The 14,657-nt window shown below is 41.7% G+C and carries 13 protein-coding genes; 11 read left to right on the top strand and 2 right to left on the bottom strand.

From position 1 onward, the window contains the following. The first annotated feature begins 183 nt into the window (after nt 1–183). From JWR61_RS09845 to JWR61_RS09895, 11 genes are all read left to right on the top strand, one after another. On the top strand, nt 184–1,293 hold the full coding sequence (locus JWR61_RS09845) for an aminotransferase class I/II-fold pyridoxal phosphate-dependent enzyme (protein WP_301927652.1): 1,110 nt from the start codon (nt 184–186) through the stop codon (nt 1,291–1,293). Between the two features lie 140 nt (nt 1,294–1,433). Beyond that, nucleotides 1,434–2,045 (top strand): TetR/AcrR family transcriptional regulator, encoded by a 612-nt coding sequence (locus JWR61_RS09850; RefSeq protein WP_301927653.1) that lies wholly within the window; start codon nt 1,434–1,436, stop codon nt 2,043–2,045. A 35-nt stretch (nt 2,046–2,080) separates the two neighbouring features. Then, nucleotides 2,081–3,373: a TolC family protein gene (locus JWR61_RS09855; protein ID WP_301927654.1), complete on the top strand. Its 1,293-nt coding sequence runs from the start codon at nt 2,081–2,083 to the stop codon at nt 3,371–3,373. Between the two features lie 32 nt (nt 3,374–3,405). Beyond that, complete coding sequence (locus JWR61_RS09860; protein WP_301927655.1) at nt 3,406–4,386, top strand: HlyD family secretion protein; 981 nt, start codon at nt 3,406–3,408, stop codon at nt 4,384–4,386. Nucleotides 4,387–4,689: 303 nt separating this feature from the next. Next, complete coding sequence (locus JWR61_RS09865) at nt 4,690–5,610, top strand: ABC transporter ATP-binding protein (protein ID WP_301927656.1); 921 nt, start codon at nt 4,690–4,692, stop codon at nt 5,608–5,610. Nucleotides 5,611–5,622: 12 nt separating this feature from the next. Continuing rightward, complete coding sequence (locus tag JWR61_RS09870; protein WP_301927657.1) at nt 5,623–6,366, top strand: ABC transporter ATP-binding protein; 744 nt, start codon at nt 5,623–5,625, stop codon at nt 6,364–6,366. A gap of 105 nt (nt 6,367–6,471) precedes the next feature. Continuing rightward, nucleotides 6,472–7,578, top strand: a complete 1,107-nt coding sequence (locus JWR61_RS09875; protein ID WP_301927658.1) for an ABC transporter permease — start codon at nt 6,472–6,474, stop codon at nt 7,576–7,578. Continuing rightward, complete coding sequence (locus JWR61_RS09880) at nt 7,575–8,693, top strand: ABC transporter permease (RefSeq protein ID WP_301927659.1); 1,119 nt, start codon at nt 7,575–7,577, stop codon at nt 8,691–8,693. Before JWR61_RS09875 ends, JWR61_RS09880 begins: the two co-directional genes overlap by 4 nt. A gap of 484 nt (nt 8,694–9,177) precedes the next feature. Next, a complete protein-coding gene (locus tag JWR61_RS09885) occupies nt 9,178–9,582 on the top strand; it encodes an Hsp20/alpha crystallin family protein (protein ID WP_301927660.1) in 405 nt (134 codons plus the stop codon). Between the two features lie 176 nt (nt 9,583–9,758). Further along, nucleotides 9,759–10,457 carry a uracil-DNA glycosylase family protein gene (locus JWR61_RS09890; RefSeq protein ID WP_301927661.1) on the top strand — a complete coding sequence of 233 codons (699 nt, stop codon included), beginning with the start codon at nt 9,759–9,761 and terminating at the stop codon, nt 10,455–10,457. A gap of 126 nt (nt 10,458–10,583) precedes the next feature. Continuing rightward, nucleotides 10,584–12,626 carry a M13 family metallopeptidase gene (locus JWR61_RS09895; RefSeq protein WP_301927662.1) on the top strand — a complete coding sequence of 681 codons (2,043 nt, stop codon included), beginning with the start codon at nt 10,584–10,586 and terminating at the stop codon, nt 12,624–12,626. Nucleotides 12,627–12,713: 87 nt separating this feature from the next. Here the strand turns inward: JWR61_RS09895 and JWR61_RS09900 are convergent, their stop codons facing one another. Both JWR61_RS09900 and JWR61_RS09905 read right to left on the bottom strand, forming a co-directional pair. Beyond that, on the bottom strand, nt 12,714–13,697 hold the full coding sequence (locus tag JWR61_RS09900) for a phytanoyl-CoA dioxygenase family protein (protein ID WP_301927663.1): 984 nt from the start codon (nt 13,695–13,697) through the stop codon (nt 12,714–12,716). 165 nt (nt 13,698–13,862) lie between these two features. Beyond that, the gene (locus tag JWR61_RS09905) at nt 13,863–14,657 is read right to left on the bottom strand and encodes an SDR family NAD(P)-dependent oxidoreductase (RefSeq protein ID WP_301927664.1); all 795 of its coding nucleotides are present in this window, start codon (nt 14,655–14,657) and stop codon (nt 13,863–13,865) included.

The raw sequence follows: 14,657 nt of genomic DNA on the forward strand, positions 1-14,657 counted from the left end.
AGCACAGATTAAAAACGGATTTTATCTTGCGGACGAATGGGAACACGGATGATAGAGAGCTGAACGGATAATGCGGATTGTATTTTGAGAAATTGATTAGCATAATAGACAGAAAAAAATCCGTTTTTAATCCGCCAGGATTAGTGTCATCCACGTTCCTATCATGCTAAATAAATAATTATTATGCTCTACAAACGCATGCCTATTGAGAAGGAATCTCCGGAGGAGATCGGTTATGGTAATATCCACTATAACCTTTCTGAAAGCTCAGTTACTGATATTACAGTCGGAGAATTAAATCTTTCAATTAATGACCTTACACTGGAGTACACTGGTCATCGGGGTAAACCGGCTCTTAGGGAATTGATTGTGCAGGACTTTATCAATCTTGATAAAGAAAATGTTTTACTCACCAATGGAGCTGCCGGTGCATTGTTTATTATCAATAGTTCTCTTCTTACTGCAGATGATCATTTAATTGTTGTGCGGCCCAACTACGCAACCAATATTGAAGTGCCCTCGACCATTGGCTGCAGCATCTCGTTTATCGACCTTCATTTTGAGACAGAATGGAAACTGGACGTACAACAAATTGAGGCCGCCATTCAGCCAAACACAAAGCTGATCAGCATTACAACGCCGCACAATCCTACAGGTATGCTGATAAGCGAAGCTGCCATTGACGAAATCATTCTCATTGCAGAAAGGCACAATATACATTTGCTGTTAGACGAAACCTACCGGGATGCCTGTTTTAAAACACCCTACCCGCTTGCTGCTACAAAAAGTAACAAGGTCATTACGGTATCTTCTTTATCAAAAGCGTTTGGTTTGCCTGGTTTGCGCATCGGCTGGTTGATCACGCAAGATGAAGTGATGATGGAACGCTTTCTTGCAGCCAAAGAAATGATCTATATCAGCAACTCTGTGTTGGATGAAGAAGTAGCTTACCAGTTTTACCTTCAGAAAGAAAAATTCGCAACCGAAATTAATAAAAAGTGCCTGCAGAATTTTGAAATCCTAAAAGAATGGCTTCAAAAGGAAAGCCGGATGGAATGTATTTTACCGGAAGGCGGTGTAGTGTGTTTTGCACGTTTTAAAAATAAGCTGCCAATAGATACCAACAAATTTTACGATGTCCTGATGTCTGCTTACCACACAATGGTCGGGCCCGGTCACTGGTTCAGCATGCCCGACACGTACATGCGCATTGGCTTTGGCTGGACAAATGAGCTCGTTCTGCAACAGGGCCTGCAAAATATCAGCGCCGCTATTGATGCAAGTTTGCTATAATTAAATCCTGCTTTTTACATCTCAAATTATCAAGTCGGTTTTATCGATTCAAAAATTAACCATCTGGTTAAATTTTTTGCATAGTAATTATTCATCGCTTACCTTTATGTTCAGTTTAACCAAATGGTTAAATAATTGTAATGAAGCAAAAGGATAACAATACAGAAGAAGCCATCCTGCAGGTAGCCCGCAAAGCCTTTACGCAAAAGGGGCTTACGGGAGCACGCATGCAGGATATTGCTGATGGAGCAGGTATCAATAAAGCGCTGGTACATTACTATTTTAAATCAAAGGAAAAATTATTCGCACTGATTTTTCAGCAGGAGTTCAGGAAATTCTTTTCCAACCTGGCTGCTGTTTTGTCTGATGATATCCCTTTGTTTGAAAAGATACAGCATATTGTAGCGTTGGATATTGAGCGAATCAGCCAGTTCCCGGATATGCCATTGTTTGTGCTGAACGAGATAAGCCGCAACCCCGCCATGATGGTGAAACAATTTAAACAGTTGCAGGCAAAAGACGTGCTGGCTGGCTTTCAAAAACAAATTGATGGGGAAGTAAAAAAAGGAATTATCCTGAAGATCAGTGCCCAGCAATTGCTGATCAATATCCAGTCACTGAGCATCTTTCCTTTCGTTGCCAAACCGATGATCAGGAAGGTAATGCAGATGACGGAAAAACAATACCAGGAAATGATACAGGCACGAAAGACAGAAGTGGCGCAGTTTATTATTAATGCCATTAAAGCCTGATATAAAAATGAACACCATGATTAAACTGATCAGATATGCATAAAAATAAAAGAATCCTAACTCAACAAATACTGCTGCTGATCATCTTCCTTTCAGCACATCAATTACTGAATGCACAGCATTTGAATGAGCTTACAATAGACCAGTGTTATAAACTTGCTGCTGCTAACTCGCCGCTCTACCAGCAAAAAGCATTAACGATTGCAGCGGGCAACAAAACAGAAAAAAATATTAACCTGAAATGGTTGCCGCAACTGGACATCAATGCTCAGGCAACCTATCAATCGGACGTTACGTCATTACCCATCAAATTGCCTAACCTCACCATTGAATCGCTGGATAAAGATCAGTACAAGGGAACGCTTGACCTTGTGCAACCTGTGTACGATGGCGGATTGATTGCCGGGCAGAAAAAACTGCAACGCATCACAACTCAAACAGAAGCACAAAGAGTGGAAGTGGATTTGTATCAACTAAAAACTAGCATCAACAATTATTATTTTACAGCATTACTGATGGCGGAGAATGTACAATTACTGAACCTCGCAGAAGAAAATTTAAACAACAGCCTCAAGATTGTAGCAGCGCAGGTTACAAATGGCGTAGCCATTAAAAGTAATGCAGATGTATTAAAGGCTGAATTGCTGAAAACAGCGCAGCAGAAAATAGAATTTGCATCGGCCAAAAAAGAAGCCATTGAAATGCTGGCAATTCTTACTGGCGCTGATGTAGATCAAAATACCGTACTTTCTAAACCTGTTACTTCAATCAAAAATGCGGACACAATCGCTGCCAGACCCGAATTAAAATTGTTTGACTTTCAGCAGCAAAGTATCCAATTGCAATCACAACTTATCACTGCCAAAACAAATCCGAAGTTGTCACTTTTTGCGGATGGCGGCTATGGCAAACCGGGACTCAATCAATTAAAAAATAGTTTTCAGTGGTTTTATATTTCGGGTGTACGATTGAATATTCCCATTATGAGCCGCATAACACAGCAAAAAGATAAGGATGTTTTAAAGATACAGCAGCAGGTAGTAAACAAACAAAGAGAAAATTTTTTAAAAAATAACCAGCAACTTTTGGTGCGCCAAAAAGGCGAAATAGATAAATACAATCAGCTGGTGCAAAGTGATTCGGCCATTATAAACCTGCGGACTAGCATCAGGGAAAATGCAGCGCTTCAGCTAAGCAATGGTATCATCACCTCCAACGATTTTATCAGGGAACAGAATGCAGAAAGCCAGACAATGCTGAACCAAAAATTACATGAAGTGTCGCTGCTGCAGGCGCAATACAATTATAAAATCATCACGGGTGAATAAATCTTTGTTCAATAATTAATCAATCAGAAAATATGAAGTCGACTATTAAATTGCTTTTACTGAGCCTGGTGATAACAGCAGCTTCCTGTAAAAATGGCAATACAAAATATGATGCTACAGGAACTTTTGAAGCAGATGAAATCATTGTTTCAGCAGAAGCTACCGGTAAAATCATGAGGCTGAATGTTGAAGAAGGTGCTACACTGATAAAGGATTCGGTAGTCGGCAACATTGATCCTTCTGCTATTGAATTGCAGAAGGAACAAGCAGCTTCATCAGTAGATGCCATCACGCAAAAAACAAACGATGCGTTGCCACAGATCAATATTCTGCAAGCCCAGATGGTTGCCCAAACAAGACAAATCGCCGTGCAGGAAGAACAATTAAAAACACTGCAAAAAGAACAGGCACGCTTTACAAACCTTGTGAATGCTGGCGCTTCCCCTGTGAAACAACTGGATGATATCACCGGCCAGATAAATGTGTTACAGCAACAAATATTGGCTTCCAGAAGTCAGCTGGCGGTTTTACAGAGCCAGGTAAAATCGCAGCGCCAGTCAGTGGCCATACAAAACAGAGGCATATTAAGTGAAAAAAATCCGATGGAGAAAAAAGTGGCGCAGATTCAGGATCAACTGAATAAAACCAATATTGTAAATCCTGTTACAGGCACAGTGCTCACTAAATATGCCGATGCCAATGAGTTCACCAACACCGGTAAAGCCATCTATAAAATTGCTGATCTCAGCACCATGAAATTGCGGGCATATATCACCGGCGACCAACTGGCACAGGTAAAATTACACCAGCAGGTAAAAGTGTTGGTAGATGATGGTAAAGGAAAATACAAAGAATTGCCCGGTATCATTACGTGGATATCAGATAAAGCAGAGTTTACACCAAAAACGATACAGACAAAAGAAGAAAGAGCCAACCTGGTATACGCTATCAAGATCAATGTCAAGAACGATGGGTATTTGAAGATTGGAATGTATGGGGAAGTGAAATTCTGATGTCTGATTTTTTGATGGCTGATTTCTTTCGAGTTGTTGGTTAACGCTTTTGATTGATGGATGGTTGTATTGTTGAATGGTTATTTGGAGTTCACTGATATGAAGGGCTTACTGCTTCTTTACATTTCTCAACATAAATAATTTACTGTCACTAGCATAATCTTTAAGCAATCAGTCCAGTCACAAAAAGCAACATTCAACAATGTAACAATCAACAATAAAGTAATCTAACAATAAAGCAATTCAACAATTCAACAATCCAACAATAAAACAATTCAACCATACAACAATTCAACAATCCAAATGCAAGCAGTAACAGTTGACCATATCGTTAAAAAGTACGGCTCAAAAAAAGAGACTGTGACTGCATTGGATGATGTTTCGCTGGAGGTGGCTAAGGGCGAATTATTTGGGGTTATTGGTCCGGATGGAGCCGGCAAAACTTCTTTGTTCAGGATACTGACTACCCTGCTGCTGGCCGACGCTGGTAATGCTGCCGTTGACGGTTTTGATGTGGTAAAACAATACAAGGAAATCCGCAACCGCATTGGCTATATGCCCGGCAAATTTTCTTTGTACCAGGATCTTTCGGTGGAAGAAAACCTCCGCTTTTTCGCCACCATTTTTAATACCAGCATTGAAGAAAATTATGACCTCATCAAAGAAATTTATTTTCAGCTGGAACCATTTAAAACCCGCCGTGCCGGCAAGTTATCCGGCGGCATGAAACAGAAGCTGGCTTTGTGTTGTGCGCTGATACATCGTCCCGTAGTATTGTTCCTGGATGAACCTACTACCGGTGTGGATGCAGTGTCAAGAAAAGAATTTTGGGAGATGCTCAGGAACCTGAAAAAACAAGGCATCAGCATTTTGGTGAGTACTCCTTATATGGACGAAGCTGAATTGTGCGACCGGGTGGCGCTGATTCAATCCGGTAAAATTATGAGCATTGATTCACCCCAGTCTATCATCAAACAATTTACAAAAAAAATGTGGTCAGTACGTTCAGCAGAAATGTTCCGCTTGCTCAATGATCTGCAGCAATACAGCAACACGGAAAAATGTTATGCCTTTGGTGAATTTCATCACCTGGTATTAAAAAATGATGCAGAAGGAATGGATCCCGTGATGCATTACCTGGAACATCTATCCCATCATGAAATTGAAATGCAGGTGACACAGCCCAATATCGAAGATTGTTTCATCGAATTGATGAGCCAATAATATTTTATCAACATGAAAGAAGCCGTTATAACAGTCAATAAGCTCACCAAAAAGTTTGGCGATTTTATTGCCACCAATGAGGTAACGTTTGAGGTAGACAAGGGAGAAATTTTTGGATTTCTCGGCGCCAACGGTGCAGGTAAAACAACCGCCATGCGGATGCTGTGCGGACTGTCCATGCCTTCCAGCGGATCGGCCACTGTAGCAGGTTTCGACGTATACAAACAAACCGAAAAAATAAAGCAAAACATCGGCTACATGAGCCAGAAATTTTCCTTGTATGAGGATCTTACCGTAACGGAGAATATTCGCTTTTATGCCGGTATCTATGGCATGGCCAGACCAGCCATCAAAGAAAAAACGGCACAGCTTTTAAACCAGCTAAACCTTACTCCCGAAGCCAATACACTGGTAAAAGCATTGCCGCTGGGATGGAAACAAAAACTGGCTTTTTCAGTTGCCATTTTTCATGAACCTAAAATTGTATTTCTGGATGAGCCAACCGGCGGTGTTGACCCGATTACGCGGCGTGAATTCTGGAACCTGATTTACCAGGCCGCTGAAAGAGGCATTACCATTTTTGTTACTACACATTACATGGATGAAGCAGAATATTGTAACCGGGTATCCATCATGGTAGATGGAAAAATTGAAGCGCTTGATACACCCAGGAACCTGAAAAAAACATACAATGCAAAATCAATGGATGAAGTTTTTTTACAGTTGGCGAGAGGTGCGAAGCGGAGCGACGACTAGCCGCCAGCAGCTACTCTAGTTCTCCGCCGCGGCGTAGAAAATAAAACGCAGTAGCAAAAAAGATACAAGATGTTTAGAGCAATTGAATAACTAACAAAAAACACAATGAAGCAATTTCTCATCTTTGTTCAAAAAGAATTCTACCACATTTTCCGTGACAGAAAATCATTGCTCATTATTATTTTGATGCCCATTGTGCAAATAATTTTATTTGGATTTGCGCTGACCAATGAAATTAAAGATTCTGATATCGCCATACTGGATGAATCCAAAGATGTTGCCACGGTTGAAATCATTCACCGGCTGGATGCCAGCCGCTATTTTAATGTTGCCCGCTACCTGCATTCGCAGGCTGATATTGAAGCGGCGTTTAAAACCGGTAAAATAAGACTGGTCGTAGTTTTCCAAAATAAATTCCGCGAAAACCTGTTGCACGCCAACCATGCCCAGGTACAATTATTAGCCGATGCAACCGACCCAAATACCGCCACAACAGTAACCAATTATGCAACAAGTATTATCAGGGATTATCAAAATGATCTTACCGCAAATGCTCCCCTGCCCTACCAGATTGAGCCGCAGGTAAGGATGTTGTACAACCCGCAGTTAAAGGGTGCTTATACATTTGTACCAGGGGTGATGGCGATGATCCTGATTATTATTTCAGCCATGATGACTTCGGTTTCCATCGTACGGGAAAAAGAAATCAATACCATGGAAGTGTTGCTGGTATCGCCTTTGAAGCCATTGCTGTTTATTTTAAGCAAAGCCATTCCGTATATGTTTTTGTCCCTGGTAAATGTTTCAACCATCCTGGTCGTAAGCGTCACCTTGCTGGAGGTACCCATCAACGGAAGCCTGTTATTATTGATGGGCGAAGCCCTGCTGTTTATAACGACAGCAGTCTCATTGGGGCTGATGATTTCAAACGTAACCAATTCTCAACAAACTGCTCAAATGATTTCTTTGCTGGGTTTAATGCTGCCAACCTTGTTGTTAGGTGGCTTTATGTTTCCGATTGAAAGCATGCCAAAGCCCTTACAATTTATGTCGAACATCGTGCCATCCAAATGGTTTTTTATCATCGTAAAAGATGTCATGATCAAAGGCCTTGGCTTTAAAATGATCTGGAAAGAAACGCTGATACTTTTTGGAATGACCTTGTTTTTTCTTACCATCAGTTTCTCTAAATTCAAAATCAGGCTTGCATGAAACAGTTGTCTTTTTTACTGGAAAAAGAATTCAGGCAGGTGTTTCGCAATCCTGCTATCCTGCGGTCGGTGCTCATCATGCCCATCATCCAGTTGCTCATCTTTCCATTTGCGGCCAATTACGAGGTAAAGAATGTCTTGCTTAGTATCGTTGATCATGATCATTCTTCCTACTCACAAAAATTCATTTCAAAAATAACGGCCTCCGGTTATTTTATTTTAACCGATTACTCGCCTTCGTACAACAAGGCAATGGAATCCATTGAATCAGATAAATCAGACCTGGTAATTGAAATCCCAAAAAACTTTGAGAAAGATCTTGTAAAAGAAAATAAGAGCAGCATGCTACTTGCCGTTAATGCAGTGAATGGCGCCAAAGCCAACCTGGGCGGTGCTTACGCTGCCAACATCATCCGGGATTTCAACCAGGAAATACGATTGGACTGGATGACCTTTCCCGCATTCAATGCTATACCAACCATTGAAATCACATCTTCCAACTGGTACAACCCCACCATGAATTATAAAGATTTTATGGTGCCCGGCATCCTAGTTACGTTGCTCACCATGATCGGCACATTTCTTACCTCGCTCAACATTGTGCAGGAAAAAGAAAGTGGTACCATCGAACAAGTCAACGTAAGCCCCATCAGCAAAACCACCTTTATTTTAGGTAAGCTCATCCCCTTTTGGATCATGGGTTTAATCACCCTCACCATCGGTTTGCTTATCGCCAGGTTATTTTATCAAATTGTACCCGTTGGTAACATCTCCCTGATTTATCTATTTGCCATGGTTTTTCTGCTAGCCTTATTAGGTATTGGCTTATTGATATCAACCTATGCTGAAACCCAAACCCAGGCCACGTTTGTAGGCTTTTTTGTGATGATGGTTTTTATGTTGCTCGGCGGTTTATATACGTCCATCGACAGCATGCCGGAATGGGCCAAATGGATCACCAAAGTAAATCCCGTTGCTTATTTTATTGAGGTAATGCGCATGATCGTTTTAAAAGGAAGCGGCTTTGCAGATATCAAATATCACCTGCTGTCCGTACTTGGACTTGCTGTAGTGTTTAACACCTGGGCGATTTTAAATTATCATAAGCGATCATAATTTGTTTTACCAGCATTAATTTTCATGGCAGCGGCATCGGCGTCGCACCGTTCAATTGTATCTTTTCATGGCAGCTTCAGCCTCCTGGTTGAGGTATCCAACAAACTGTTAACACCTCAATGAACCATGTACTTAGACATTGTTTGAATCCCTGACAATCCATAAAACTGGTTTCGGATACAGACCTTAGTAGAAAAACAAATCCAATAATTCAAACCTTATTACCTTATCAACTTTAAAATTTAATCAGTTATAATAAGGTAATAAGGTGGGCCAAATTTTGTTGATCTATCTACTAAGGTTAAAAACCATCAGCCGGTTTACTCACCTGAGTTTTATGAAAGTAAGAGTATTTCTAAACAGGAATAAATTAAAAATCAAGGATTTAATTGCTACATATTTTTATAGCTGCTACTTAAAATATTCTCCATCCTCATCCGTCTTAATTCTTATAACAATATTGTTAATTCTAAAATTGAAAAACATGCACTACAATCAGTCATGCGCCGCAAAAGGCAACAACTATGGAAGCAATCCACGCAACCGTGGCATGCTTATCCGCTCAATGCAAAGGGCCTCAGTAAACATTTACAAAACAGACAGCAGTTATGAAATGCTGGTGTTTGCTCCCGGCCGCATCAAAGAACATTTTCACCTGGATGTGAAGGGTTCCACCCTCACGGTTTCTTATCTCCCGCCGGAGGGTTTCCCCCGTCCCGACTGGATTTTAAGGGAATACAGCCGTGGAGGTTTCGAAAGAACTTTCGACCTGGATGAATCTGTTGATGTAACAAACATTACCGCTAAGTATGTAGATGGTGTGTTGCAGGTAAGCCTGCCCCTGGTTCCCGGAAAGGAAGCAGCAAAACGTGACATAGTGATTAACTAAAGCGGCACGAAAAAACACATGAGGCAGCAAAACCCAATGCTGCCTCTTTGCATTTTGCCGTATATTTAATTTCACACAACGACGGCAACGAATACAAAGCAAACAACGAAAAAAACCTTTGCGTTCTTTGTATTCTTTGTTCCTCTATGTGAAATACCTTTATGTAAAACAACACAATGAAAACATTTGCTGATAAAGTTATTGCCTTCAACAAAACCATTGATTTTAAAGGTAGCCTCCCCGCCGGTATCAGCATGATGAATCCTTTCAAAGAAAATAAAAACGTACCCGCATTATCCACTGCTTTTTATAAAAAATATTATAACGATACCGGGCGCCGTCATTTAATTTTAGGCATCAATCCCGGCAGGTTTGGCGGTGGCGTAACCGGCATTCCGTTTACAGATACCAAAAGGCTGGTTGAAAAATGTCACCTGCAATATGAAGGCAAAGAAACACATGAACCATCGTCCGTATTTGTATACGAAGTAATTGATGCATACGGCGGAGCAACCAGCTTTTACCGGGATTTTTATATCAACTCAATCTGCCCGCTTGGCTTTACTGCCACTGCAGCCAATGGCAAAGAAATCAATTATAATTATTACGACAGCAAGGAACTTACCAATGCGGTATACGATTTCATTATCGAAAACATTCAAAAACAAATCAGCTTTGGTGTTGAAACTGATACCTGTTTTTGTTTTGGCAATGGTAAAAATGAAAAATTCTTACGGCAACTAAACGACACACACGGCTTTTTCAACAATATCATCGCATTGGAACATCCCAGGTTTGTAATGCAATACAAATCAAAATCAAAGCAATTGTATATTGACAAATACCTCGCGGCCTTTCACTCCGTAGCGCCATAAATCACCGCCTGCCCCGGCCTTTTGCCAGCCGTCCAACTGCCAAAGAAAACAAGCAACTTAAACAGCCGGGCTTGCTTAAAATGTTTATCTTGTACAGTCAGTTTTTCTTTCACCAAACAACTTTTTATGTCAAAATATTCACCGGCAGCATGGATTATTTCATTAATGGCAATTAGTTTGTTCGCCTGTAAAAATTCGCCGCAAACGAACACATCACAGGTAAGAGGATTATCGGTTCAATACATTGATTCGTCCGTTAGGCCAGGCGATGATTTCTTTCAATACGCCAACGGAAAATGGCTGGATACAGCTACTATCCTGCCGACCGAATCCGGTGCCAGTTCAGGCCTGGAGATGCAAAACATTATAAAATCCCGCATTAAAACAATACTGGAAGAAGCCGCTGCAAGCACAAAAAAAAGCGATAGTATCGAACAACAGGTGGGCGGTTTGTATGCCGCCAGTATGGATTCAGCCAAAATAGAAAAGCTGGGTTACGAACCCATCAAACCATTGCTGAAAAATATTGATTCGTTAAAAGATAATAAAGAAATGCTGCAGTTTGTAACTGCTTTATGCACCTCGGGCATCCCTATGCTGATCGGGCAATATGTAGGATCCGATGAAAAAAACAGTGCAAAAAATATTGCAGTATACTACCAGGCAGGGATTGGTTTACCAGACAGGGATTATTATTTTAAAACTGATGCAGCGACTCTGAGCGTAGTTGCCGCATACCAGCAGTACATCCGCACGTTGTTTATGTTAACCGGTACCGACAGTGCCACCGCCGCAAAAAACGCCACCACTGTGTATGCCCTGGAAAAGCAACTGGCAGCAAGCCACCGAACCAACGTAGAGCTGCGGGATCCGCAAAGCAATTATAACAAAATGGCGGTGGCTGATCTGGATGCAAAGATGCCAACGCTTGCCTGGAAACAATTGCTGATCAACCTGAATGTAAAAACTGATTCAGTGAATGTGAGCCATCCCACTTATTATACCAAATTAAATGAGCTGCTAAAATCGGTACCGCTGGCGGACTGGAAAACTTACCTGCATTTTCATCTGACAGACCGTTTCGCTAACCACCTCAGCAGCAATTTTGTAAATGCATCTTTTGAATACAATGGCAAAACATTGAACGGCCAAAAGAAATTGAAAGAAAGATGGGAAAGGAATTATGTAGTGGTAGATGAAAATTTGGGTGACGCCCTGGGGCAGTTGTATGTAAATAAATATTTTGGTGAAGAAGCCAAAAAGAAAGTGCTGGACCTGGTAAATAATCTCCAGGCAGCCTTCGAAAAGCGCATCACCCAATTGGACTGGATGAACGATAACACCAAACAAAAAGCCGTCGCCAAACTGCATACTTTTATCAAGAAGATCGGCTTTCCCAACAAATGGCGGGATTATAGTAAAGTGGTTATCGACCGGAATGATTTTATCGGCAGCCTGCTTTCCTGCGGTAAAAATGAATATGCTTACCAGGTTAATAAAGTGGATAAACCGGTTGATAAAACAGAATGGACAATGACACCGCCAACCATCAACGCGTATTACAATCCAACCTTTAATGAAATCGTTTTTCCGGCAGGTATTTTACAGTTTCCTTTCTTCGATGCCAACTCAGACGATGCTATGAATTATGGCGGTATCGGCATGGTCATCGGTCATGAAATGACGCATGGCTTCGACGACCAGGGCGCTCAATACGACAAAGATGGCAATCTAAAAAACTGGTGGAGCAAAGAAGACCTGGAAAAATTTAAAGCCAAAGGAGAACAGGTCATCAAATTATACAATGGCTTTACGGTACTGGATACGCTGCACATCAATGGCAGTCTAACCCAGGGCGAAAATACCGCAGACATTGGCGGTATCGCCATTGCTTACGATGCTTTTAAAATGACGGCACAGGGAAAAGATACAACAAAAATACAGGGCTATACACCCGACCAGCGCTTCTTTTTATCTTACGCACAAGGCTGGCGAAGCAAACGCAGAGACGAAGCGTTGCGTCAGCAAATCAACACCAATCCACACTCGCCCGCCAAGTACAGGGTATGGGGACCATTGATGAGCTTCACACCTTTTTACAACGCCTTTAATGTCAAAGAAGGAGATAAAATGTTTGTAGCAGAAAAAGACAGGATACATATCTGGTAAAAATTACCAAAGCAAAAAAACGCCATGATGCATTACTACATCATGGCGTTTTTATTTTATAGAATCCGCATTTAACCCGCAGGTATATCAATGCCACTTCTTCAAACCCAATAATTTTTCACCCAACTCTGTCAACTCTGCTCTTTCATATTTGGTCTGTTCCCATTTACGAGGGTCTCCCGGAAACGCATAGCCTTCCGGCGCTATGCGATGCCGCCAGGAATTTACCCGCCAGTTTACCAGGTCTTCGTTATCTTCCACCGCAGGCGTCATAGAAATGTATTGCGCCAGTCTCGGGCGGTCACTTTCATTTTTACGAATGCCATGCGCCAGCATGCTGTTAAATATCAGCAGGTCGCCTTTTTTACACATCACTTTTTTAATTTCAAAACCAGTTGTGTCCGGTTTAAACGGATCCCGGTCGGCAGGTTGAGTTTTTACCCATTCATCAAAAGTTCTGTACAATTCAGGCACACACTGAAAGCCGCCGGTCAATTCATCCGTATCGCTCAAAGCCAGCACACCCTGCACATTCACCGGTTTCGGATTCATGCTGGTATCAATGTCAAAATGAATAAAGGCTTTGTATTCATGCCCCGGTCTTACCGGAAAATTCAAGTTGGCTCTGTCAATAGTAACCCACAATTCTTCAATGCCCCAGATGTCAACAAAAGCGTTATATACTTTCGGGTTCATCCTGTTTTTCCACATTTGCGGGTTATTATACATCTCTACCATACCCGTATTTTTCAACTCCTTCATTTGTATTTCTGCCCTTGGCTCGGCATACCAGGTCTCCGGATCATTAGGATCTTTCTCTTCAAAATCCCACAGCAGGCTGGCCATTTTTTCAACATCGTCAGCGGGTACGGCGTTGGGTATAATTACATACCCATTTTCAATCCAGAATTTCCACTGTTCCTCAGTTAACTCACGCAAAGGCTTTCCGTTGCTTCGCTCATTTAACTTTTGTGCCGTACGGGCCACCGACGCGTTGCCCGGCGTTTGCTTGTTATCGTACAGTTTGCCCATGGTATTCATGGTCATGCTTTGTTTTTCTTCTACTTGCATAACAATCGTTTTTAGTTTGATAAAAGAATTTTAGAAAATATGATAAGATCGTTTACTTTATTTTTTGGTCCGGGCTAAGAACCTATGTGAATCATGGTTGCGTCGCCCTCTTTTACCGCATACCAATTGGCAACTTGTTTATGCAATCTGCCGAAATGTAAAGCGCTACAAAATATGTTTCACCACTCCCCCGTCAACCCTAACAGCAGCGCCATTGGTAGCCGACGCCAACGGACTAACCAAATAGGTCACCATGGTTGCCACTTCATTTACAGTCGAAAAACGCTGCAATAATGAGGTCGGCCTTTCTTCCTTAAAAAAAGATGCTTCTACCTGCTCTACGGGTAACTGCTGCGACTGCGCCAAACGCTTAACAAATTCACTGGCGCCTTCACTCCATGTAGGGCCGGGCAATACAGTGTTGACTGTAACAGCCGATTCTTTTGTTAATTCTGCCAGTCCCCGCGAAACTGCCAGCTGCGCCGTTTTGGTGGTGCCATAATGAATCATCTCGCCGGGCGTAAGCACGCCGGATTCGCTCGAAATAAAAATAATTCTTCCCCAGTTTTGTTGCAGCATGTACGGCATAAAAGCCCTTGATAAGCGCACCCCACTCATTACATTCACTTCAAAAAAACTAAACCAATCCTTATCCGGAATATCAAAAAATGCCTTTGGTTCAAAGATGCCGACATTGTTGATTAGAATATCAATATTACCCGCCTTTATGATCAGCTCATCGACTTGATTCACGTCTGAAAAATCCGCCACGATTCCAGTTACATCACAGCCGGGTATTTCTTTTTGCAGCCCCGCAATTGCCTGTGCAATCCGTGCTTCGCTTCTTCCATTGATGATAACACCGGCGCCTTCTTTTAGCAGGAAGGTTGCGATGCCTAAACCAATACCGGCTGTAGAACCCGTAACCAATGCCTTTTTATTAGTTAACTGAAGATCCAT

Source organism: Ferruginibacter sp. (assembly GCF_028288465.1).
Classification (GTDB): Bacteria; Bacteroidota; Bacteroidia; order Chitinophagales; family Chitinophagaceae; genus Ferruginibacter.